The sequence below is a fragment of the Dietzia cercidiphylli genome (assembly GCF_014145145.1).
GTDB classification, from domain to species: Bacteria; Actinomycetota; Actinomycetes; order Mycobacteriales; family Mycobacteriaceae; genus Dietzia; species Dietzia natronolimnaea.
Genome location: NZ_JAALEA010000097.1, coordinates 1 through 1,235, shown reverse-complemented (window position 1 = coordinate 1,235; position 1,235 = coordinate 1). Strand labels below are relative to the sequence as shown.

General features: G+C 70.9%; 1 protein-coding gene. It reads right to left on the bottom strand.

Annotated elements, in window-relative coordinates; all coding sequences use genetic code 11:
* Positions 1-71 precede the first annotated feature (71 nt).
* Positions 72-1,235: AMP-binding protein (locus G6028_RS04245; RefSeq protein WP_182658146.1), on the bottom strand; the 1,164-nt coding region annotated here is incomplete at its 5' end.

Genomic DNA, 1,235 nt, shown 5'->3' with positions numbered 1-1,235 from the left:
CCGGGCCACCGCGCGGCCGATGCCGCCCGAGGCGCCGGTGACCACGACGGCACCCGCCCGGCGGCCCGTGCTCATCGGAGGTCGGTCTTGAGGATCTTGCCCGAGGCGTTGCGCGGGAAGGACTCCACGAACTCCACGGCGCGGGGGCGTTTGAAGTTGGCCAGGTGCTCGCGGCAGAACCCGAGGACGTCCTCCTCGGTGAGCGACGAGCCCTCGCGGCGCACCACGAAGGCCTTGCCGACCTCACCCATCCGGTCGTCCGGGACGCCGATGACAGCGGTCTCGACCACCCCGTCCAGGCGCGCGAGCGTCTGTTCGACCTCGGCGGGGTACACGTTGAACCCGCCCGTGATGTACATGTCCTTGAGCCGGTCGGTGATCCGCAGGTTGCCGTGGGAGTCGATCTCGCCCACGTCGCCGGTGTGGAGCCAGCCGTCGGGGTCGATGGCCTCCGCGGTGTTCTCAGGGTCGTCGAGATACCCCTGCATCACCATCTCGCCGCGGGTGAGGATCTCGCCGGAGTCCCCGATCCGGATCTCCATGCCGGGGTACGCCCGCCCGCACGTGGTGGCGACGGTGACGTCGTCGTCGTCCGCCGTGGTGGTGGTAATGAAGCCCATCGTCTCGGTCTGGCCGTAGGCGGTGAGGACGGTCTCCAGGCCCAGGTCGGACTGCATCCGCTCGACCAGGACCACCGGGACGACCGAGGCGCCGGTCACGGCCAGGCGCAGGGAGGACAGATCGAATCCCGCCCGGTCCGGGGCGTCCAGGATCGTCTGGAAGATCGTGGGGGCACCGGGCAGGACGGTGGCGCCCTCGTCCTGTACGAGCCGCATGGTCTCGGTGGGGGAGTACACGGCCAGCGGGATGACGGTGGAGCCGAAGAGTGTGCAGACCAGGAAGCCGGCCTTGTAGCCGAAGCTGTGGAAGAACGGGTTGACGATGAGGTACCGGTCGCGCTCGGTGAGTCCGCCGTTCGAGCCCCACGCGCGGGCGCCGGCGACCGTCTGGCGGTGCAGCGCCACCACGCCCTTGCTCTTTCCCGTGGTGCCGGAGGTGAACAGGATGTCGGCCACGTCGTCGCCCGTCACCGAGTCGGCGCGGGCGTCGGCCCGCGCGAGCGCGGAGTCGGTGGCCTCCGCCTGGAGGTCGGTGAAGTCGACGACGGCGAGGTCGGCGGTCGCGGCGTCGCCGCCGTCGAGCGGGATCCTCACGAGCGTCCGCAGTCGCGTGGC